Consider the following 18728-nt stretch of genomic DNA (forward strand, 5'->3'; position numbering starts at 1 on the left):
TCCACTCTCGAACTAATAAAGAACGGTCATTCGGTTTTATGGAACAAGGAGTCCCCCATGTCCGCTCAGCTGACCGGGCACCACCCCGACCAGGCGCCCGAACACGCCCCGGAACACGCCGCCGACAACCGGCAGCGGCCACCGCTGTTCGCTGTCATCACGCTGCTGACCGCGCTGCTCACCGTGCTGCTGATCGCCTTCGCCTGGCCGGCCGCGCACTCCGAACCGCGCGACGTCCCGCTCGCGGTCGTCGGTCCTGAGCCGGCGGTCGCCCAGGTCGCGAAGGGGCTCGAGCAGGCGATGCCCGGTGGTTTCGAGCTCAGCGCAGTACCGGATCGGGCTGCTGCGGTGCAGAAGATCGAGGACCGGGATGTGTACGGCGCCATCGTGCTCGACCCGCAGTCGCCGGAGGTGCTGACCGCGTCGGCCGGTAGTCCCGCGGTCGCGCAGATCCTCACCCAGTTGTCGTCGCGGATGTCTCCCGAGACGCCGGCCAAGGTGACGGATGTCGTACCGCTGCCGGCGGACGACCCGCGTGGTGCGGGGCTCGCCGCGGGCGCGCTGCCGCTGGTGCTCGGCGGGATCATCGCCGCGGGAGCTCTGACCCAACTGGTGAAGTCCGGCTCCCGGCGGATGGCGGGTGCGATCGGGTTCGCGATCACCGGTGGACTCGCGCTGGCCGCCGTACTGCAGTACTGGCTGGGCTCGTTCGAGGGCAGCTACTGGGGGAACGCAGGCGTGATCGCGATGTCGATCGCCGCGATCAGTCTCACTTTGCTCGGGCTGGAATGGTTGCTCGGTACGGCGGGCCTCGCGCTCGGCGCGGCCGTGATGATGCTGCTCGGCAATCCGCTATCCGGACTGACGAGTGCGCCCGAGATGTTGCCGAGCGGCTGGGGTGCGCTGGGGCAACTGCTGCCGCCGGGAGCCGCGAGTACGGCGCTACGTTCGGTGAGCTTCTTCGACGGCGCCGGAGCGGCCGGGCCCCTCGTCGTACTGGGCTGCTGGCTGCTCGCCGGCCTCACGCTCTGTGGCCTCGGCGCTCTGCGGTCCCAGCGCGTCGTACAACCCCGTCACGAGGCGAAGCCCGTTACTGTCTGAGCCGATGACATTGCGGTGACCGGATCGTTACGTGCCGGTCACCGCGTCAGCGCCTGCAGACCGGGACAACGTTGTCTGTCAAGCATTGACTTCGGCGCCTCGGGCCTCCTACGGTCGCGAGAAAGCCCAGCGCGTTTGGGTCGTGGTAGCGGGATGACAACGATTGCCCGAAGGTGGACCTGAGGGTGACAAGGAAACGTTTCAAAGCAGCCGCCGCGGTGAGTGCGTTGCTGCTGGCGGTCTCGGCCTGTAGCCAGGGGTCGACGACCAAGGAGCCGGAGGCGGGCGGCTCGCAGAGCGCCGGTCCGGCGAACATCAAGATCGCGTACCAGCAGTGGGGTCCGGGCACGGTGATGAAGAACTTCCTCACCGGTGTCAAGACCGAGTACGAGGCGGCCAACCCCGGGTCGAAGGTCGAGATCCTGCCCATCGTGGCCAGTGAGAACGACTACTACACCAAGCTGCAGCTGATGATGCGGTCGCCGAACACCGCGCCGGACGTGGTCTACGAGGACACCTTCCTGATCAACTCCGACATCACCGCCGGCTACCTGCGGCCGCTCGACGACTACATCAAGGGCTGGGACCAGTGGGGCCAGTTCGAGGACACGGCCAAGGGCGCGGCGAAGGCGCTCGACGGCAAGACGTACGGCGTCCCGGACGGCACCGACACGCGGGCGCTCTGGTACAACAAGCAGCTGTTCGCGAAGGCCGGCCTACCCGCCGACTGGCAGCCGAAGACCTGGGACGACGTGCTCTCCGCCGCGCGCACCATCAAGGAGAAGGTCCCCGGCGTCATCCCGCTGAACGTGTACTCGGGCAAGCCGATGGGTGAGGCCTCGGCCATGCAGGGCTTCGAGATGCTGCTCTACGGCACCAAGGACACCCTCTACAACAACGACCAGCAGAAGTGGGTCGTCGGCAGCCAGGGCTTCAAGGACTCGCTGAACTTCGTCAAGACCATCTACAGCGAGGGCCTCGCGCCGACACCGAAGCAGGCGCTCGACCCGAACATGGGCAGCAAGGTCGGTACCGAACTGCTTCCCGGCGGCAAGCTGGCGATCGCGCTGGACGGCTCCTGGATCTACGGGAACTGGCAGAAGACCGGTGCGAAGCCGTGGCCGCAGTGGAGTGAGGTGCTCGGCCAGACCGCGATGCCGACGCAGGACGGTGGCGGCAAGGGCAAGGTCAGCCTCTCCGGCGGCTGGACCTGGGCGATCCCGGCCAAGTCGAAGAACCCGGATGCGGCCTGGAACCTGATCAAGACGCTGCAGACGCAGAAGAACGCGGCCAAGTACGCCACCGAGGGCGCGCAGATCGCGGTCCGCAAGGACGTCGCCTCCGACGAGGCGTACAAGTCGTCCGCGAAGAGCACCCAGTTCTTCACCGACCTGGTCTCGGTCACCGTGTACCGGCCGGCGTACGCCGAGTACCCGAAGGTCTCCAACGAGATCATCACCGCGATGGAGGCGGTGATGACCGGGCAGTCGTCGCCGGACGAGGCCGCGAAGAACTACGACGAGGCGGTGGAAGGCATTGTCAGCAAGGACAAGACGACCACCGACAGCGGCGGCCAGTAGCGCCGGCCTGACGAAGGAATTGCCCCTGTGACGACGACAGTCGCCCCGGCCTCGGCCAAGCCCGCTCCGTCCGGCAGGAAGTCCGGACGGAACGGGCGGCCACGAGGCGCCAAGCTGGTCAAGATGTTGCCGCTGACACCGGCGATCGGGCTGATGCTGGTCTTCCTGGCCGGCCCGATCATCTACTGCCTGTACGCCGCGTTCACCAACATGGCGCTCACCGGCACCGGTGCCGCGAACGTGAGTTTCGTCGGGCTGGACAACTTCCGGAAGGCGTTCGGCAGCGGCGCGTTCACCAACGCGATCTGGCTGACCCTGGTGTTCACGCTGATCTCCGCGATCATCGGCCAGAACACCCTCGGGCTCGGCCTGGCCTTGCTGATGCGCCGGTCCACCAAGGTGATCCGCAACTTCGTCGGTACGGCGGTCATCGGTGCTTGGGTGCTGCCCGAGGTGGTGGCGGCGTACCTGCTCAGCGCGTTCTTCAACGACGAGGGCACGCTCAACGTGATGCTGCACGCGGTCGGCCTGCCCGGCCAGGACTGGTTGTACGCGGCACCGATCATCGCGGTCTCGCTGGCCAACATCTGGCGCGGTACGGCGTTCTCGATGCTGGTGTACTCCGCGGCCTTGAGCGAAGTACCGAAGGAGATCGAGGAGTCGGCCGAGATGGACGGCGCGTCCGGCGCACGGCGGCTGATCTTCGTCACGCTGCCGATGATCAGCCGGGCGATCATGACCAACCTGATGCTGATCACGCTGCAGACGCTGAGCGTGTTCGGTCTCATCTACGCGATGACCCGCGGCGGCCCCGGCACGAAGAGCCAGACGCTGCCGCTGTACATGTACGAGCAGGCGTTCAGCTTCTCCCAGATCGGCTACGGTACGGCGATCGCCCTGGTGATGCTGCTGATCGGCGCGGTGTTCTCGCTGATCTACCTGCGTGGACTCAACTCGGAGGCCGCATGATTGCCCGCGACCGGATCAGCAAGCTGTCCGCCAACCTTGTTCTGCTGGCGATCGGCGTGCTGTTCGTGCTGCCGCTGCTCTGGGTACTGTTCGCGTCGATCAACCGGACCGCCGGCCTGCGGGTCGAGTTCCCGACCAGCCCGACGCTGGGGAACTTCAAGGCGGTGCTGAACACCGACACGACGTACCGGCCCGTTCTCAACGGCGTGATCCTGTGTGGTGGTGCCGCACTGCTCACGATGATCTGTGCGGTGCTGGCGGCGTACCCGCTGTCCCGCTTCAAGTCGAAGTTCAACCGGCCGTTCCTGCTGACCGTGCTGTTCTGCACCGGGCTGCCGATCACCGCGGTCATGGTGCCGGTGTACGGCCTGTTCGTGCAGCTCAACCTGGTCGACACACTCGGCGGCACGATCATGTTCATGGCGACCAGTTCACTGCCGTTCGCGATCTGGCTGACCAAGACGTTCATGGACGGCGTACCGATCTCACTCGAGGAAGCCGCCTGGGTGGACGGCGCCGGCAGCATGCAGGCGCTGCGGTCGATCGTGCTGCCGTTGATGTGGCCGGGGATCGCGGTGGTGCTGATCTTCACCTTCATCGGCATGTGGGGCAACTTCTTCGTCCCCTTCATGCTGCTGCTCTCCCCTGAGCGACTGCCGGCGTCGGTCAGCATCTTCACGTTCTTCGGCCAGTACGGCGAACCGAACTACGGCCAGTTGGCGGCGTACTCGCTCATCTACACCACGCCGGTCCTGCTGCTGTACCTGCTGCTCAGCAGGAAGCTCGGCGGTGCTTTCGCGCTGGGTGGCGCGATCAAGGGGTAGTAGGGGCCGGAAGCAAAGGACACCGCTTCGCGGCGGCTGTTTCATTGGCCGCCGCCGGCGGCGTCCGCGCAGTGTGGTGACGCCGGTGCGTCGATCAGCTGTTGGGCCGTACCGCCAGTGTCTTGTGGGTTTCCTGCCAGAACTCGAGTTTCTGTTGGAAGGTCCAGTCCCACTGGGCGTCCGGCATGGCGTTGGCGTAGCGGTCCAGGGCGATCGGGGCCAAGGCGCCGGTTGCTTCCGGGACGCGGTCGATGACCAGGGCCAGTCGGACGACGAAGGTGACCATTCGGGTGAGCCGGGAGTGGTCGTGTGAGGTCTCGAGTTCCTTCAGTTGGGCGCGGAGTTGCTTGATCGTGCGCAGCGCCGTACGACGTTCGGCCCGGCCTGGTGCGGGCGTAAGTTCGCCGGACGGGATGCCGAGGAGCTCTGCCACATCGTCCAGCGGGACCTCGCTGGCGGCAGCGGTGGGCTTGCGCAGCAGGCGCGGTTTGTCGGCCTGGAGTCCTTCGGCGACCTGGTCGAGCAGCTCGTCCAGGCCGCGGGCGACCGCGGGCAGAGCATGATCGGCGGTCCTCCGCCGGTTGCTCACCAATGCGGCGACGCGGTCGTGGTCAGCCTCGACCACGGCCCGCACGGTCGGCGGCCAGTCGTCGAGTCCGACCAGCTGTTCCTGCTGCGGCGCGGACGGATTGAGGTCACCCGCGTTGAGCGGCTTGGCGCCGGAGCGCGCCGCGGTGATCTCCTCTTCGATCTTCTTCTGAGGACCCGGAACGATTGAGCTCACCCACCCACCCTACGCAGGTCCCAGCCCAACGGGCGCCCGAGCGCGATCCCGGTGAAAGGACGCCGCTACGCGGCGGCTGTCCAGTCGGCCGCCTTCGGCGGCGTGCGCGAAGTGTGGTGACAGGCCGGCGCGGTTGGCGCGGGTGCTGTGGACCGGGAGGTAACGGGTACCACTGCGCGACTGTCGTCTGGGTGCCGCGGCCCTCGGGGCCGTGTGGCTAGCCGCGTCCCCGTCGCCGTCGACGGTGATGAAACAGTCCTTCAGAAGAGGGTTTCGGCCTCGGACACCCTTTCCGGCTTCGTGTCCAGCAACTCGTCAAGAGTTAGCGGCTCGGCACCGTTCGGCGTCGCCAATCGTTTCAGCAGCCGCGCGCAGACGATCGCGTCGTACGTCGCGCGGTGCGGAGCGAGGCCGGCTGGCAGATCCTGAGCCAGGTGCAGCGACTCGACGAGTGCGCCCAGTCGGTACGACGCCAGCCCCGGGAGAAGGCGCCGGGCCAGTCTCAGGGTGTCGAGGGTTAGCTCGGGTTGGTAACCAGGCACTGATCGACTGACGACGCCGAGGTCGACTCCTGCGTTGTGCGCCACGAACACCCGACCGTCAAGGAACCTACGCAGCTCGTCGGCAACATCGGCGACTGTGGGCGCATCGGCGACCTGGGCGTCAGTGATTCGGTGGATTCGTCGGGCGATCGATGTGATCGGCCGTGGCGGCCGCACCAGCCAGGTCTTCGGATCGCCGATCGTCCCGCGCCGGATGGGGACGATCGAGATCTCCACCAGGTCGGGTGGTTGCTGACCGTTGCCCTCGACATCGACCACGGCGAACTCGAACGCGGTCCAGGGCGTTCGTGGGTCGGCCATGCGATGTCTCCCATCCGATGTTGGCTCGGCCTTGCCGATCGTCATCACCCGAGGGGCGCTGTCGATCACGAGAGACCTTTTGGGACGGTACTCGCGATCAGGTGCACGCGACGATCCAGGTCCCCGCCTGGCTTCTGCTAAGCAGGCGACGATAGGAGCCCGCGCCTCAGGGTGGGTGGGAGCGGTGGCGGCGAGCGATAGCGAGCGTAGCGGCGCGTGGGAAGGATCCAGGCGTGTGACGGTCGTGATCGGTCACTGAGTGTTACGTAGATACGCAGGGACTCATCACAAGCTGTGATCGGCGAGGGCTGCCGCTTCGGGGCGGATTTCGCTACCTTTGGGTATTGGTCCCTCGATCTGCAGGAGGCTCCGTGAAGATCAACGACGTACTGCGCGGCAAGGGCAACCAGGTCGTCACCATCTCCCCAGAAGCCACCGTCACCGAGCTGCTCAGCCTGCTGGCCGATCACAACATCGGCGCCGTCGTGGTGAGCCCGGACGGGTCCTCCGTGGCCGGCATCGTCTCCGAGCGTGACGTCGTCCGGCTCTGGAACGCCACCCCGGACGCGGGAGACGTCCGGGTCAGCTCGATCATGACTGCCGAGGTCGCGACCTGCGGCCCGGACGAGCACATCGACAACCTGATGCGGCTGATGACGGATCGCCGGATCCGGCACGTCCCGGTCGTCGTCGACGGTGCGCTGACCGGTCTGGTCAGCATCGGCGACGTGGTCAAGTCCAGGATCGGAGAGCTCGAGTTCGAGCGCGAGCAACTCTCGAACTACATCAGTCGCTAATTCACGGCGGAGACGCCGTCCCGGGGTCTACAGTCCGTCCATGGAATCGACGCCTCCCTCGGACGGAGACCCCGGTACGCCCTCCTCCGGACAACCTCCGTACGCCGGCCCACCCCAGCACCCCGGGCAGCAGTACGCCGGACAGCAGCAGTACCCCGGACAACAGCAGCACCCAGGGCAGTACGCCGGACCCCCGCAATACCCCGGACAGCAGCCGTACTCCGGGATGCCGCCGGTGCAGGGGATGCCGCACGGGCCGCAGTACCCAGGTCAGCCGCAGAAGACCAGCACCCCAGCGATCCTGTCGTTGGTCTTCGGGATCGTCGGCGCGATTCTGATCAGCGTCATCCTCGGGATCGTCGCGCTGAGCAAGATCAGCCACAACGGCCAGAAGGGAAAGGGGCTGGCCATTGCCGGGCTGGTGATCTCCGGTGTGTGGGCGGTCGGCCTCGTCGGGCTCGCTGTGGTCTTCGGCGACGGTGAGCCGGATCGGGACGCCTCGGGGCAGGTCACCACCACGCAGAACGCCCGGGCGGACAAGCTCCGCGTCGGCGATTGCGTCAGCACGATCGCCGAGGCCGCGGAGGTCCGCGACCTCGAGCTGGTGCCCTGCGATCAGCCGAACGGTGGGAAGGTGTTCGCCGTGTTCGACCTGCCCGCGGGCAAGTGGCCAGGGCTGACGGCCGTCCAGACGGCCGCGGAGAAGGGCTGCGTGGACCGGTGGGCGGCGACGGGTGAGCAGCTCGATGACGCGTCCGACATCATCTACCTGCACCCGATCGAGACCGGCTGGAGCCTCGGCGACCGCGGCACGACCTGCCTGGTCACGCCGAAGTAGCGAACAGCAGCACCATCATCCCGACCAGGAACAACAGGCCGAGGCCGAGCAGGGCGGTGCCGATCAGACCGCAGATCTGCCCGGCCTGAGCCATCCCCCGGTTGTTGTAGACGCCGGGCGACGCGTCGATCTCGGCGAGGGCCTGGCTGCCGAGCCACCAGGCCACCGGCGAGACGATCAGCAGGCCGGTGCACAGCGCGAGCGCGCCGAGCACGAGGGAGACGGTGGCCTGCGAATGGTCGCGCAGGATGCCGTACGCCGGCTGGTTCGGGAAGCCGGGCTGGAGCGGGTACGCCGGCGACCAGAAGGTGTGGGTGCGGTCGGTCGCGTCGGTCGGTCGCTCGGTGAACGACATCAGGCTGCTCCTCTGCTCAGGCTGAGCAGAGGAGCAGTTCCTCAGCTCAGTTCGATCAGGTCGCCCAACGCCAGCTCGGTGAGCTGCGGCCGGACGTCCTTCGCTTCCCCTACGACGACGACCAGCAGGCCGTCGGTTCCGACGTACCGGCGGTAGGCCTCGGTGGCCTGGTCGGCGGTGGTGGCGGCGATCTGGGTCAGGTAGGTGTCGGCGAAGCCGATCGGTACGCCGTTCGCGATGTTGCTGCCGACCTGCTGGGCGACCGAGTCGGCCTGCTCGTACCGCAGCGGGGCGGTCCGGATCAGGCTGTCCTTCGCCTCCTGGACCTCCTGCTCGGTCAGCCCGTCACGCGCCTCCCGCAGGATCCGGAGCGCGTCGCTGATCGCGGCGCCGGTCACCTCGGTGCGGACCGCGCCGCCCAGGCTGAACGTCCCGCCCTTGCGCGGCGCGGCGAAGCTGGTCCGCGTGCCGTAGGTGTAGCCCTTCTCCTCGCGCAGCACGGTGTCGACGCGCGATGTGATCGTGCCGCCGACCACGTGGTTCGCGACCGCGGCCGCACCCCAGGCGGGATCACGGCGGTCCGGACCGGCGCAGCCGATCAGGAGCTGGCTCTGCACCGACCCCGGCCGGTCGACCAGCACGACGCGGTCGCCCGGGATGAAGAGCGGCTCGGGCGTCTCCACCGCGGGCCCGGCCACCGAGGTCCAGCCGCCGAACGCCTCGTCGATGATCCCGGCCACGTCCACGCCGGTCGCGTCGCCCGCGAACAGGATCTGCGCCCGGCCCGGGCCGATGTTGTCCCGGTAGAACTCGGCCACCTGCACATTGGTCAGCGGCCGGATCGTGTCCGGCGTACCTGCGGTCGGACGGGAGCGCCGGGTCGACTGGTCGAACAGGTGCGCCGCGAACGCCTCGCGGGCGCGGTAACCGGCGTTGGCCCGCTCCTGGTTGATCTCACCGAGCCGGATCGTCACGTGCCGGCCGACGTCGGCCTGGTTGAACGCGGGCCGGGTGACCGCCTCGGCGAGCAGCTTCACCGCCGGGGCCAGGTGGGACACCGGCACCGAGATCTCCACGTGCAGGGCGTCCGAGCTGACATCGACGCCGTACGCCGCGCCGTGCCGCTCGAGGGCAGCCGCGAAGTCGTTGGCCGACCGCAGTTCGGTGCCCTCGTCGAGCGTCCGGGACATGATCGTCGCGACGCCCTCGAGCTCACGCGGCTCGGCGATCAGCGGCATCGCGATCGTCACCCGGACGGTGGCGACGTACTGGCCGGGGCGATCGAAGACGTGCACCGGGGTCCCGGCGGCGGTCGTCGTGGTGACCGACTCCGGGAACTTCCACGGGCGCGGAGCGCCGACGGCAGGTGGGGTGGTCAGAACCTGGTTCATGCCTGCTCTCCTGCCGTTCCTTCGGCTGTCTCGGTACGGCGGTAGGTCACCTGGGCGCGGCCGGACGCGCGGAGCCACTTGGCAGCGGCGGCCTGCACCTGCTCGACGGTGACCGCGCGGACCTGGTCGATCCGGGTGTTGATTCGGTTCGCGTCGCCGAACAGCAGTGCGTGGTGGGAGATCTCGTCGGCCCGGCCGGCGCAGGTGGCCAGCTGCTCCAGCCAGTCCCGCTCGGCCTGCGCCTGAACCGTCGCCAGCTCGTCCTCGGTGACGCCGCCCTCGGCCAGCTTCTCGAGCTCCTCGAGCAGCGCGTCCTCGACCTTCTGCAGGTCGACGCCGTCGGAGGCGATCCCGGTCAGCGTGCCGAACGAGACCCCGCCGATCAGCGGCAGCGCGCCACCGGACACCGACTGCGCGATCTGCTCGTCGCGGACCAGTCGGCGGTTCAGCCGGCCGCTCTGGCCGGCGGCGAGGATGTCGAGGGCGAGACCGGCCGCGTCCAGCTCCGGCGTCCCGTCGACCGGCAGCCGGAACATCATCGTGACCAGGTCGGACGGTACGTCGGAGACGACGTCGTCACGCAGCACCTCGGTCAGCGGGCCGATCGTGCCGTCCGGGGCGGCCGGCGGCTTCGGGATGGCCGGCAGGTGGCCGAAGTACCGCTTGGCCGCGTCGAAGGCGTCCTCTTCGGAGACGTCGCCGACGATCGTCAGGACGGCGTTGTTCGGGCCGTAGTACTTGCGGAAGAACGCGTGCACGTCCTCCACCGAGGCGGCGTCGAGGTCAGCCATCGAGCCGATCGTCATGTGCGCGTACGGGTGGTCGGACGGGAAGGTGAGCTTGACCAGCCGCTCGTAGGAGTCACCGTACGGGCGGTTGTCGTAGCTCTGCCGCTTCTCCTCCTTGACCACGTCGCGCTGGTTGTCCAGGTTCTCCTGGTTCACCGCGTCGAGCAGGTAGCCCATCCGGTCGGCCTCGAGCCACAGGGCCAGGTCGAGTCCGCCACTGGGCAGCGACTCGAAGTAGTTGGTCCGGTCGAAGAAGGTGCTCGCGTTCAGGCTGGCACCGGCCGTCTCCAGCAGGCTGAAGTGCTGGCCGGACGCGACGTTGCGCGATCCCTGGAACATCAGGTGCTCGAACAGGTGCGCAAAACCGGTCAGTCCCGGCGGCTCGTGGCGTGATCCGACGTCGTACCACAGGTTCACGGCGACGATCGGTACGGCGCGGTCCGAGCTGACGACGACACGTAAGCCGTTGTCCAGCGTCTGCTCCGCGATGGGGTAGGTCAAGGACATGCCAGCCACCCTACGTGGTCCCCGAATTCTCCGCGTGGGATGTCGATCTGGCGCAGGCTCACGCATCGGAGTGGTAGATGCTGGATCCGGGAAGCGGGTCCGGTCCTTCCAAGGAGAGGTGATACCAGTGGGCAAGTACCTGGTGATGATCTACGACGACGAGTCGGCGTGGGCCGGGGCGGACCCCTCGGTGGCCGAGCTCAACCACAAGCGCCACCAGGCCTTCGCGGAGGCCAACGGGCCGGCGCTGCGGGGCGGTGCGCAGCTGGGGGAGAGCAACACGGCGACGTCGATCCGCTCGGACGGCAACGGTGGGTTCGTGGTCACCGACGGGACGTTCACCGAGACCAAGGAGGTGATCGGCGGCTACTACGTGATCGAGGCGGCGGACCTGGACGAGGCGCTGGCGATCGCCAAGCAGGTGCCGTCCCCGATGGGCGGGGTCGAAGTGCGGCCCATCATCGGCATGTGATGAACAGCCTCGGCATGTGAACACCATCAGTACGGGCGCGGTCGCCAGGGCGGTCCAGGAGGCTCACGAGAGCGAGTGGGCCTTCGTCCTGGCGGCCACCGCCCGGGTGGCGGCCGACCTGGACCTGGCCGAGGACTGCGTCCAGGACGCGTACGCACAGGCGTTGGTGCACTGGCAGAACCAGGGCATCCCACGTCGGCCGGGTGCCTGGCTGACGACCGTGGCCACCCGCCGGGCGCTCGAGCATCGGCGGCGGGCCGCGGTGTCGGAGCGCAAGCTTCCGCTGCTGATGCCGGATCCGGTCGACGACGCCGACGTCGCGGCCGGTGTGTTCCCGGACGACCGGCTGCGGCTCGTGTTCACCTGCTGCCATCCGGCGCTGGCGCAGGAGGCCCAGATCGCCCTGACGCTGCGGCTCGTCTGCGGGTTGTCGTCGACCGAGATCGCCAAGGCGTTCCTGGTGAAGGAGACCGCGATGCAGGCCCGGATCACCCGGGCGAAGCACAAGATCTCCCAGTCGGGGATCGCCTACCGGATCCCGCGGCTGACCGATCTGCCGGAGCGCATCGACGTCGTGCTGGACGTCGTACACCTGGTGTACACCGCGGGGCACACGGCGGCGGATGGCGATGGGCTGACGCGGCCGGATCTGGCGCGGCGTGGGCTTGATCTCGCCCGGATGGTGCGACTGCTGCTGCCGGACAGCGGTGAGGCGGCGGCGCTGCTCGCGTTGCTGTTGCTGACCCAGGCGCGGCAGGCGGCCCGGGTCGACGATGCCGGGCGGTTGGTGTTGATGGAGGACCAGGATCGGGCGTTGTGGGATCGGTCGCTGATCGCCGAGGGGCTCGAACTTGTGCACGAGGCGCTGGCGCGGCCGGCTGGGCGATTCGGGTTGATGGCCGCGATCGCCGCCGTACACGCCGAGGCGGAGCGGTGGGAGGACACCGATTGGACCGAGATCCTCGGGTTGTACGACCTGCTGCTGGCCCGGTGGCCATCACCGGTGGTCGCGCTCAATCGCGTGGTGGCGTTGAGTTATGTCGACGGTCCGGAGGCGGGGTTGGTCGCATTGCAGCCGTTGGCTGACAATCCCGCGCTGTCCACGTATCCGTACCTCGCGTCCACGCGGGCTGAGCTGCTTCGCCGTACCGGCCGGGATGCTGAGGCGCGCGCGGCGTACGAGGAGGCCTTGGCGTTCACGAGCAACGCCGTGGAGGCTGAGTTCCTGGCCCGGCGGATCAGTCGAGACGCTTGAGAACCTCGTCGTGCAGGCGGCCGTTGGTGGCGACCGCGTTCGGGCCGTTCGGGCCGGGGACGCCGTCGACCGAGGTGAACTTGCCGCCGGCCTCGTCGACGATGATGGCCAGCGCGGCCATGTCGTACAGGTTCAGCTCGGGCTCGGCGGCGATGTCGACAGCGCCCTCCGCGACCAGCATGTACGACCAGAAGTCGCCGTACGCGCGGGTCCGCCAGCAGGAGTCCATCAGGTCGGCCCACTGGTTCTTCTTGCCGAGCTTCTCCCAGCCCTTGAGTGAGGCGTAGGACAGCGACGCGTCCTCGATCTTGCTCACATCGCTGACCCGGCACGGCTGGGAGGAGTGCAGTGCGCGACCGGTCCAGGCGCCGTCGCCGTACGACGCCCACCAGCGCTTCCCGAGGGCCGGGGCGGAGACCACGCCGACGACCACCTGGTCCTCGATCATCAGGCTGATCAGCGTCGCCCAGACCGGGACGCCCCGGATGTAGTTCTTGGTGCCGTCGATCGGGTCGACCACCCAGCGGCGCACCCCCCAGCCCGACGTGCCGTCCTCCTCGCCCACGAACGCGTCCCGCGGGCGGGCCCGGGCGAGCGTCTTGCGCATCACGTCCTCGACCTTCTTGTCCGACTCGCTCACCGGGGTCAGGTCCGGCTTGGTGGCCACGTGCAGGTCGAGCGCCTTGTAGCGGTCCATCGTGGTCGAGTCCGCGTCGTCGGCCAGGATGTGGGCGAGCCGCAGGTCATCCGTGTGCGAAGGCATGCCGGAAGGCTAGCCTGACCGGCCGCTCAGCGGGGTAGTGCCTCCTCAAGAAACGTTCGGCACGCCTGGCGGCGCCCCAGTCGCCCGCTGGCGGCGTTGTCGTCGTCGCGCAATGCTCCGCATTGCTCTCCTCCTCCGCCTTGCCAGCGAACGACTGGACCACCGCCAGTCGCACCAACGTCTCTTGAGGAGGCACAGGTGTCGGCAAAGGTTGCGGAACGGTTGCGGCGCGGATTGAACCGAACGTGGTCGTTGAACGTGCAGTTAGTGTCTGATCACGTCGACGACTGCCCTGGAGGCGTCAATGTTCGAGCGCTTCGGTGACCTGCCACTGCACGTGCTGGTAATCCATGCCGCGGTGGTCGTGCTGCCGGTGGCCGCCCTCACCGCGATCGCCTTCGCGGTGCTGCCGCGCTGGCGCTGGCTGCTCCGCTGGCCGGCTCTGCTGCTCGCGCTCGGTTCGCTGGTCCTCGCGTACGTCGCGAAGGAGAGCGGGCAGGCGTTCGTCGCCGCGGTCCCGACCCTGGAGCAGGCGGTGCGGGTGCATGAGGAGCGGGGCGACCTGCTGTTCTGGTTCTGCCTGATCTTCGCGGTGGTTGCGGTCGCCGCGTTCCTGTTGCTCGGCGGGACGTCCGCGCTGGCCAGCGGAAAGGGTGCGAAGGCAACGAAGAGCAAGCCCCTGGAGCTCGTCACCAGCGCTGCCGTCGTGGTGATCGGCGTACTGGTCATCTGGCAGACCATCCGCACGGGTGACGCGGGCGCCAAGGCCGTGTGGGACGGGCAGTTGCCGCCTAAGTAGCTTCCGGCTGGGTGGAGGGACTGTCGCGGCCCTCGCGGCTTGCCAGGAGGCGGCGGAAGGACGCGACGCGTTCGCGGTCGACGCCTTCGGCTTCGTCCAGGGCGCAGTCGGGTGCGGTCTCGGTGTGGGTGCAGCCGCGGGGGCAGTCCTCGGCGACCTCGGCCAGGTCGGGGAAGGCGTGGATCAGCTTGTCCGGGTCGATGTGCGCCAGGCCGAACGAGCGGATGCCCGGGGTGTCGATGATCCAGCCGCCTTCGGGCAACCGCAGGACCAGCGCACTGACCGACGTATGACGCCCACGACCGGTCACCTCGTTGACCACGCCGATCGCCCGGTCGGTACCGGGGATGAGGCCGTTGACCAGCGTGGACTTGCCGACGCCGGAGTGACCGACCAGGACGCTGGTGCGGTTGTCCAGTTGCTCGTGGAGTCCGCTGAGGTCGCCGCCTTCGTGAGTTGCCACTGACTCCACACCGAGTGGGCGGTAGATCGAGAGCAGCGGATCCGGGTCGGCGAGGTCGGTCTTGGTCAAGCAGAGCAGTGGGCGCATCCCGGCGTCGTACGCGGCGACGAGGAAGCGGTCGATCAGGCCGGTCCGCGGTTCGGGGTTGGCGACGGCGACGACGATGACGAGTTGGTCCGCGTTCGCCACCAGGGGGCGCTCGACCGGGTCGTCGTCATCGGCCGAGCGGCGCAGCAGCGTCGTCCGGGGGAGTACTTCGACGATCCGGGCCAGGCTGCCTTCGGTGCCGCTCGCGTCGCCGTCGAGTTTGACCCGGTCGCCGACGATGACGCCCTTGCGGCCGAGCTGCCGGGCCTTCATCGCGGTGACGACCCGGTCGCCGGGCTCGACCCAGCAGGTGTAGCGGCCGCGGTCGCGGGTGATGACGAAGCCGGTGGCGGCGTCGTCGTACGAGGGGCGGTCCTTCGTCCGCGGCCGGGTCCGGCGCTTCGGCCGGTCGTACCGGGCCTCCTCGTCGTACCGCGACATCAGCCGGCGAGCCCCGACCAGAGCTCGGGGAACTCGGGCAGCGTCTTCGCCGTGGTCCCGATGTTCTCGATCCGCAGGTCGTCGACGAGCAGCCCGAGTACGGCGGCCGCGTGCGCCATCCGGTGGTCGTGGTACGTGCCGAAAAGCCCACCCCGCAAGGGCTTCGGCCGGATCTCCAGCCCGTCGGCCGTCTGCGTCACGTCGCCGCCGAGCGCGTTGAACTCCTGCTCGAGCGCCGCCAGCCGGTCCGTCTCGTGGTTGCGCAGATGAGCGATCCCCCGCAGGTACGACGGCCCGTCCGCGAACGCAGCCACCGCCGCGATGACCGGCGTCAGCTCACCGACCTGACTCAGATCCAGATCGACGCCCTGGACCCGGCCGGTACCGTGCACGGTCAGACCGTCGTCGGTGCGGGTCACCTCGGCGCCAAAGTGGCTGAAGATGTCGCGCAGTTGATCGCCCGGCTGGGTCGTCGGCGCCGGCCAGCCGGTCACGGTCACCTCGCCGCCGGTGAGGACGGCCGCGGCCAGGAACGGCGCGGCGTTGGACAGGTCCGGCTCGATCTTGGTGTCCAGCGCCCGAATAGGGCCGGGGGCAACGACCCACCGGTTCGGCTCGCTGTCGTCCACCTGAACGCCGCGTTCGCGCAGCATCCCCACCGACATGTCCAGGTGCGGCTGCGACGGCACCGGCTTCCCGTCGTGGCGGATGTCGACGCCCTCGTCGTACCGGGCGCCGGCGAGCAGCAGCGCGGAGACGAACTGGCTGGAACCGGACGCGTCCAACGTGACGTTGCCGCCGCGGACCGAGCCCGCGCCCGAGACGGCGTACGGCATCCGGCCGGTGCCGTGGTCGTCGATCCGCACGCCGAGGGTGCGCAGGGCGCCGAGGATGACGTTCATCGGGCGCTCGCGGGCGTACGGGTCGCCGTCGAACTCGATCACGCCGTCGGCGAGCGCGGCCACCGGCGGGACGAATCGCATGACGGTGCCGGCCAGGCCGCAGTCGACGCTCGCCGGGCCCTTGAGCGAGCCGGGGGTGACGGTGACCTGGGCGCCGCTGTCCGCGATGCCGACGCCGAGGGAGACCAGGGCGGACCGCATCAGCGAGGTGTCGCGGGCCGCGAGCAGGCCGGTCAGGTGGGACGGGCCGTCCGCGATCGCGGCGAGGATGAGCGCGCGGTTACTGATCGACTTCGATCCGGGTACCGTGATCCGGCCGCTGACCGGTCCTGTCGCCCGCGGTGCCGCCCAGCCCTGCTCCGTGCTCATCCCACTCCTTCGGCTCGATTCTCAGCACTGAGCCTAGCGTTCCCGGACCTTCCAGCCGTCCGGGAGCGCGCGAGTGAGAGCGTTTCAGCCCAGGTGGAGCTCGGCCTTCGCGATCCGGGCCGCCTGCTTCGCCTCGTGGGCGAGCTGCTTGGCCTCCCGCTTGGCTGCCTTGGCGCCGCGCTTGGTCTCGCGTTTCGCCGCCCGGGCGCCGTGCGTGGCCCGCCAGGCGAGACCCGGCTGGCCCTCGGTGTCGACCGCTGCCAGCAGCAGTCCGCCGAGCAGGCCGAGGTTCTTCATGAACTGGACGCGCTGGACGGCCCGGGACTCCTTGTCCTTCACCTGCCAGAACGGGTGCCCGGCCACGGTCACCGGGACCAGCGTGGCGGCCAGCGTCGCGGCACCCAGCCGACGTCCCTTGCCGCTCGCCAGCGCGAGGCCGCCGAGCACCTGGACGACACCGTTCAGGCGGACCAGGTTCACCGTGGTCTCCGGGATGCGGTCGCTGACCTGCGGCGGCGCGACCCGCTTCACCATCGGCACCAAACGGTCCGTCACCGGCTGGGCCTTCGGCACCAGCGGCTCCGGGTTGCGGATCGAATTCGCACCCTGCACGACGAAGATCATGGACAGCAACGGCCTGGCCAGTGCGCGCACGACAGTCATGCCTCCTTCATACACCACGTTTCTGATGACTCCCGGTACCCACGGCTCAGCCGTTCAGACTCAGATCGGGCAGCCGTCCGGTCCGCAGGCGGCGTCGTCGGTCGCGCCGGGGCTGGTGATCAGGGTGACCGGCTTGCGGTCCGCGTTCGCCCGGCGGAGCGCCTCGCGGAACACCTCCACCGGCTGCGCGCCGCTCACGCCGTACTTCTCGTCGATCACGAAGAACGGCACCCCGTTCGCGCCGTACGCCAGCGCCTGGGCCTGATCCGCGGCCACTTCTTCGGTGTACGTCGTACTCGCGAGGACCTCGGCGACGCGGTCGGACGGGAGGCCGGTCTCCTCGGCCAGGCCGGCCAGGGTTGCGTGGTCGCCGACCGGGAGACCGTCGGTGAAGTACGCCTTGAGCAGGCGCTCCTTCAGCCGGTCCTGGGTGTCGGCGGGGACCTGGCCGGCGTCGACCAGCTCGCGGGCCAGGTGGAGCAGGCGGTGTGCGTCGACGGTGTTGGCGGACTTGGCCTGGTCGAGGTGGTAGTCCAGCCCGAGCTCAGCGGCGATCTCGGTCACGTGCGCGTTGGCCTGCACGCCCCACTCGCGGCCGCGACCGTACTTCTCGCCGAGCCGGGTCGGCAGGTCCCTGGGGTCGTCGTTCGTGGCGGACGGGTCCAGCTGGAAGCTGTGCCAGACGATCTCGGCCTGGTCGTCGTTTTCCGCCAGCGCCTGCTCGAGCCGCCGCTTCCCGATGTAGCACCACGGACAGACCACGTCGGACCACACATCAATACGCATGCTGGTGGCAACCTCACCCAATCCGGTCGCATTCCCAACCAGGCGCCGGTGTGATGCGTCTGACGCCCTGTGGACGAACAACTGGTGCGCGGACTCTTACAGGAGCAACATCCAGATCTGGCCGACCTGCCACTGCGGCAGGTGGTCGGCGGTTGGGACAACCAGCAATGGCGGCTCGGAGACGACCTGGCGGTGCGGTTGCCCCGGACGCCTCGTGGCCCGGAGTTGCTGCAGAAGGAGTATCGCTGGGTGCCTGAGCTCGCGCCGCGGCTGCCGTTGCCGGTGCCGGTTCCACAGCGGATCGGGGAACCGACCGAGCAGTTCCCGCACACCTGGCTCGTCACCACCTGGGTAGCCGGAGAACCGGCCGACCGTACGCCGATCAGCGACGAGCGGGCCGCGGACACCTTGGCGGCGTTCCTCCGGGCGCTGCACGAGGAAGCACCTGCGGGCGCGCCGGTCAGCCCCGGCCGGGGTGTTCCGCTCCGGACTCTGGAGCTCGGCTTCGAGGAAACCCTCGCGAGCATCGAGGTGGACGACGCGGTCCGCAAGATCTGGGCGGAGGCGGTCGCCGCGCCGGAGTGGACCGGTCCGCCGGTGTGGCTGCACGGAGACCTGCATCCCGCGAACGTCGTCGTCGCGGACGGCACGCTCGCTGGGGTGATCGACTTCGGCGACCTGAGCCATGGCGATCCCGCCACCGATCTGGCCGCCGCCTGGATCCTGCTTCCCGACGGCGCGGCGGAACGCTTCTTCGACGCCTACGCGGTGGCGGACGAGGCCACGATCACCCGTGCCCGCGGCTGCGCGGTCGGCAAGGCCCTCGCCCTCATCTCGATCGGCGATGCCGGCGACAAGGGCCTTCCCGGTGGGAAGCCGATCTGGGGTCCCGCGGGGCGGCGGACTCTGGACCGGCTCTTGTAAGACCCAG

20 protein-coding genes are annotated in these 18728 nt (G+C 68.9%); 10 read left to right on the plus strand and 10 right to left on the minus strand.

Annotated elements, in window-relative coordinates:
* The first annotated feature begins 57 nt into the window (after window positions 1-57).
* The 4 genes from ACGFIF_RS27205 (at window position 58) to ACGFIF_RS27220 (ending at window position 4474) form a co-directional block, all read left to right on the plus strand.
* The gene (locus ACGFIF_RS27205; RefSeq protein ID WP_393158289.1) at window positions 58-1101 is read left to right on the plus strand and encodes a hypothetical protein; all 1044 of its coding nucleotides are present in this window, start codon (window positions 58-60) and stop codon (window positions 1099-1101) included.
* A 185-nt stretch (window positions 1102-1286) separates the two neighbouring features.
* Window positions 1287-2681, plus strand: coding sequence for an extracellular solute-binding protein (locus ACGFIF_RS27210; protein WP_393158291.1), 1395 nt, complete (start codon window positions 1287-1289; stop codon window positions 2679-2681).
* Window positions 2682-2708: 27 nt separating this feature from the next.
* The gene (locus ACGFIF_RS27215; RefSeq protein ID WP_393158292.1) at window positions 2709-3650 is read left to right on the plus strand and encodes a carbohydrate ABC transporter permease; all 942 of its coding nucleotides are present in this window, start codon (window positions 2709-2711) and stop codon (window positions 3648-3650) included.
* On the plus strand, window positions 3647-4474 hold the full coding sequence (locus ACGFIF_RS27220; protein ID WP_393158294.1) for a carbohydrate ABC transporter permease: 828 nt from the start codon (window positions 3647-3649) through the stop codon (window positions 4472-4474). Before ACGFIF_RS27215 ends, ACGFIF_RS27220 begins: the two co-directional genes overlap by 4 nt.
* Window positions 4475-4568: 94 nt before the next feature.
* Here the strand turns inward: ACGFIF_RS27220 and ACGFIF_RS27225 are convergent, their stop codons facing one another.
* Both ACGFIF_RS27225 and ACGFIF_RS27230 read right to left on the minus strand, forming a co-directional pair.
* On the minus strand, window positions 4569-5258 hold the full coding sequence (locus tag ACGFIF_RS27225; protein ID WP_393158296.1) for a hypothetical protein: 690 nt from the start codon (window positions 5256-5258) through the stop codon (window positions 4569-4571).
* A 260-nt stretch (window positions 5259-5518) separates the two neighbouring features.
* Window positions 5519-6121, minus strand: coding sequence for an exonuclease domain-containing protein (locus ACGFIF_RS27230; RefSeq protein WP_393158297.1), 603 nt, complete (start codon window positions 6119-6121; stop codon window positions 5519-5521).
* A gap of 371 nt (window positions 6122-6492) precedes the next feature.
* Here ACGFIF_RS27230 and ACGFIF_RS27235 point away from each other — a divergent pair, with 371 nt between their 5' ends.
* A complete protein-coding gene (locus ACGFIF_RS27235; protein WP_393158299.1) occupies window positions 6493-6918 on the plus strand; it encodes a CBS domain-containing protein in 426 nt (141 codons plus the stop codon).
* A gap of 40 nt (window positions 6919-6958) precedes the next feature.
* Entirely contained in the window at window positions 6959-7756 is a 798-nt protein-coding gene (locus ACGFIF_RS27240) for a DUF4190 domain-containing protein (RefSeq protein WP_393158300.1), read from the plus strand.
* On the opposite strand, the gene ACGFIF_RS27245 is transcribed toward ACGFIF_RS27240, so the two are convergent.
* Genes ACGFIF_RS27245 through ACGFIF_RS27255 form a run of 3 tightly spaced genes read right to left on the minus strand, consistent with a single transcriptional unit; the run spans window position 7743 to window position 10797 of the window.
* Window positions 7743-8111 (minus strand): DUF4190 domain-containing protein, encoded by a 369-nt coding sequence (locus tag ACGFIF_RS27245; RefSeq protein ID WP_393158302.1) that lies wholly within the window; start codon window positions 8109-8111, stop codon window positions 7743-7745. The genes ACGFIF_RS27240 and ACGFIF_RS27245 overlap by 14 nt on opposite strands.
* A gap of 41 nt (window positions 8112-8152) precedes the next feature.
* A complete protein-coding gene (locus ACGFIF_RS27250) occupies window positions 8153-9502 on the minus strand; it encodes a M16 family metallopeptidase (protein WP_393158304.1) in 1350 nt (449 codons plus the stop codon).
* Entirely contained in the window at window positions 9499-10797 is a 1299-nt protein-coding gene (locus tag ACGFIF_RS27255) for a M16 family metallopeptidase (protein WP_393158306.1), read from the minus strand. The genes ACGFIF_RS27250 and ACGFIF_RS27255 overlap by 4 nt, the downstream gene beginning before the upstream one ends.
* Window positions 10798-10924: 127 nt before the next feature.
* Here ACGFIF_RS27255 and ACGFIF_RS27260 point away from each other — a divergent pair, with 127 nt between their 5' ends.
* Window positions 10925-11269: a YciI family protein gene (locus ACGFIF_RS27260; protein ID WP_393158307.1), complete on the plus strand. Its 345-nt coding sequence runs from the start codon at window positions 10925-10927 to the stop codon at window positions 11267-11269.
* A gap of 16 nt (window positions 11270-11285) precedes the next feature.
* Window positions 11286-12524 carry an RNA polymerase sigma factor gene (locus ACGFIF_RS27265; RefSeq protein ID WP_393158308.1) on the plus strand — a complete coding sequence of 413 codons (1239 nt, stop codon included), beginning with the start codon at window positions 11286-11288 and terminating at the stop codon, window positions 12522-12524.
* Here the strand turns inward: ACGFIF_RS27265 and hisN are convergent.
* Entirely contained in the window at window positions 12508-13287 is a 780-nt protein-coding gene (gene hisN, locus ACGFIF_RS27270; RefSeq protein WP_393158309.1) for a histidinol-phosphatase, read from the minus strand. The genes ACGFIF_RS27265 and hisN overlap by 17 nt on opposite strands.
* Window positions 13288-13591: 304 nt before the next feature.
* Here hisN and ACGFIF_RS27275 point away from each other — a divergent pair, with 304 nt between their 5' ends.
* Window positions 13592-14086, plus strand: coding sequence for a DUF2231 domain-containing protein (locus ACGFIF_RS27275; RefSeq protein ID WP_393158311.1), 495 nt, complete (start codon window positions 13592-13594; stop codon window positions 14084-14086).
* On the opposite strand, the gene rsgA is transcribed toward ACGFIF_RS27275, so the two are convergent.
* The 4 genes from rsgA to ACGFIF_RS27295 form a co-directional block, all read right to left on the minus strand.
* Window positions 14079-15077 (minus strand): ribosome small subunit-dependent GTPase A, encoded by a 999-nt coding sequence (rsgA, locus tag ACGFIF_RS27280; RefSeq protein ID WP_393158313.1) that lies wholly within the window; start codon window positions 15075-15077, stop codon window positions 14079-14081. The two genes, ACGFIF_RS27275 and rsgA, sit on opposite strands and share 8 nt — an antisense overlap.
* Complete coding sequence (gene aroA, locus ACGFIF_RS27285; protein WP_393158314.1) at window positions 15077-16348, minus strand: 3-phosphoshikimate 1-carboxyvinyltransferase; 1272 nt, start codon at window positions 16346-16348, stop codon at window positions 15077-15079. The genes rsgA and aroA overlap by 1 nt, the downstream gene beginning before the upstream one ends.
* A gap of 84 nt (window positions 16349-16432) precedes the next feature.
* Window positions 16433-17011 carry a DoxX family protein gene (locus ACGFIF_RS27290; RefSeq protein WP_393158316.1) on the minus strand — a complete coding sequence of 193 codons (579 nt, stop codon included), beginning with the start codon at window positions 17009-17011 and terminating at the stop codon, window positions 16433-16435.
* A 60-nt stretch (window positions 17012-17071) separates the two neighbouring features.
* Window positions 17072-17797: a DsbA family protein gene (locus ACGFIF_RS27295; protein ID WP_393158317.1), complete on the minus strand. Its 726-nt coding sequence runs from the start codon at window positions 17795-17797 to the stop codon at window positions 17072-17074.
* An 84-nt stretch (window positions 17798-17881) separates the two neighbouring features.
* On the opposite strand from ACGFIF_RS27295, the gene ACGFIF_RS27300 reads away from it, so the two are divergent.
* On the plus strand, window positions 17882-18721 hold the full coding sequence (locus tag ACGFIF_RS27300; protein ID WP_393158318.1) for an aminoglycoside phosphotransferase family protein: 840 nt from the start codon (window positions 17882-17884) through the stop codon (window positions 18719-18721).
* Window positions 18722-18728 lie beyond the last annotated feature (7 nt).

The organism is Kribbella sp. NPDC049174 (genome assembly GCF_043197365.1).
Taxonomy (GTDB): Bacteria; Actinomycetota; Actinomycetes; order Propionibacteriales; family Kribbellaceae; genus Kribbella.

Excerpts from the sequence above, each read along its gene's own strand:
- ACGFIF_RS27255 (WP_393158306.1), bottom strand. The coding sequence starts at position 10,797 with ATGTCCTTGACCTACCCCATCGCGGAGCAGACGCTGGACAACGGCTTA.
- ACGFIF_RS27230 (WP_393158297.1), bottom strand. The coding sequence starts at position 6,121 with ATGGCCGACCCACGAACGCCCTGGACCGCGTTCGAGTTCGCCGTGGTC.
- aroA (WP_393158314.1), bottom strand. The coding sequence starts at position 16,348 with ATGAGCACGGAGCAGGGCTGGGCGGCACCGCGGGCGACAGGACCGGTC.
- ACGFIF_RS27250 (WP_393158304.1), bottom strand. The coding sequence starts at position 9,502 with ATGAACCAGGTTCTGACCACCCCACCTGCCGTCGGCGCTCCGCGCCCG.
- ACGFIF_RS27220 (WP_393158294.1), top strand. The coding sequence starts at position 3,647 with ATGATTGCCCGCGACCGGATCAGCAAGCTGTCCGCCAACCTTGTTCTG.
- ACGFIF_RS27245 (WP_393158302.1), bottom strand. The coding sequence starts at position 8,111 with ATGTCGTTCACCGAGCGACCGACCGACGCGACCGACCGCACCCACACC.
- ACGFIF_RS27205 (WP_393158289.1), top strand. The coding sequence starts at position 58 with ATGTCCGCTCAGCTGACCGGGCACCACCCCGACCAGGCGCCCGAACAC.
- hisN (WP_393158309.1), bottom strand. The coding sequence starts at position 13,287 with ATGCCTTCGCACACGGATGACCTGCGGCTCGCCCACATCCTGGCCGAC.
- ACGFIF_RS27295 (WP_393158317.1), bottom strand. The coding sequence starts at position 17,797 with ATGCGTATTGATGTGTGGTCCGACGTGGTCTGTCCGTGGTGCTACATC.
- ACGFIF_RS27240 (WP_393158300.1), top strand. The coding sequence starts at position 6,959 with ATGGAATCGACGCCTCCCTCGGACGGAGACCCCGGTACGCCCTCCTCC.
- rsgA (WP_393158313.1), bottom strand. The coding sequence starts at position 15,077 with ATGTCGCGGTACGACGAGGAGGCCCGGTACGACCGGCCGAAGCGCCGG.
- ACGFIF_RS27290 (WP_393158316.1), bottom strand. The coding sequence starts at position 17,011 with ATGACTGTCGTGCGCGCACTGGCCAGGCCGTTGCTGTCCATGATCTTC.
- ACGFIF_RS27275 (WP_393158311.1), top strand. The coding sequence starts at position 13,592 with ATGTTCGAGCGCTTCGGTGACCTGCCACTGCACGTGCTGGTAATCCAT.